This is a genomic window from Vibrio sp. OPT46 (genome assembly GCF_015163535.1).
GTDB classification, from domain to species: Bacteria; Pseudomonadota; Gammaproteobacteria; order Enterobacterales; family Vibrionaceae; genus Vibrio; species Vibrio alginolyticus.
In genome coordinates this window covers 1-574 of record NZ_JADDYG010000357.1, presented here as the reverse complement: position 1 = coordinate 574, position 574 = coordinate 1, and the positions used below count along the sequence as shown (strand labels likewise).

Genomic DNA, 574 nt, shown 5'->3' with positions numbered 1-574 from the left:
GAAATCATAAAAGAGCAGACGACTACCCACGATAAGTGTGTTCGCGTTGCTTTGGCGCGTATGAAAATTACCGAAGAACAGCTTTTGTTACTGGAAGATCAAGTCGCAAAGACCGTCATCGATTTTCATTCCAAAAATGTTGTAGCAGAGAACTTTAATGTCTCTGATTTTACTAATATTGTTCTACTTGCTGGGCCACATCAGCCAGTCACATTCTCTGACGGCATTATTGAGACAGAGGGGCGATTTATTGATGATATTCGTTATGCCATCGCAGCTGCAGGTGATAAGCCAAGCCTATCTATATAGATTTTGAGCCTTTTTTGAAGAGAGTTTCTGAAAGGGCGTTGCAAAAGAAAAAGCCTAAGACAGCAAATACTTTGTAAGTAGGGCATTCAGCGGTGTTTGCTCTTAATTCAGACTTAAAGTGTTTTGGGCTTATTTCGAATAATACCTGTTCAGCATCTACTTTCGTTATTTTTAACATGCTGATTTCCTTCGTTGTTCCTCCCAAAGCCTCTCTCGCTTCCTCTACAAAGAAACCATTCTCGTTGAACCAAGCATCCTGTAGCTA

The 574-nt window shown here is 40.6% G+C and carries 1 protein-coding gene and 1 pseudogene; one reads left to right on the top strand and one right to left on the bottom strand.

From position 1 onward, the window contains the following. A pseudogene (locus IQR33_RS16045) lies at positions 1–309 on the top strand (XRE family transcriptional regulator); the annotation flags it as partial. Here IQR33_RS16045 and IQR33_RS16040 read toward each other — a convergent pair. Beyond that, positions 302–487 carry a hypothetical protein gene (locus IQR33_RS16040; RefSeq protein ID WP_005377915.1) on the bottom strand — a complete coding sequence of 62 codons (186 nt, stop codon included), beginning with the start codon at positions 485–487 and terminating at the stop codon, positions 302–304. The pseudogene IQR33_RS16045 and the gene IQR33_RS16040 overlap by 8 nt on opposite strands. Positions 488–574 lie beyond the last annotated feature (87 nt).

Bases quoted from the DNA above. Each gene is read 5' to 3' on its own strand.
- IQR33_RS16040 (WP_005377915.1), bottom strand. From the start codon at position 487: ATGTTAAAAATAACGAAAGTAGATGCTGAACAGGTATTATTCGAAATA.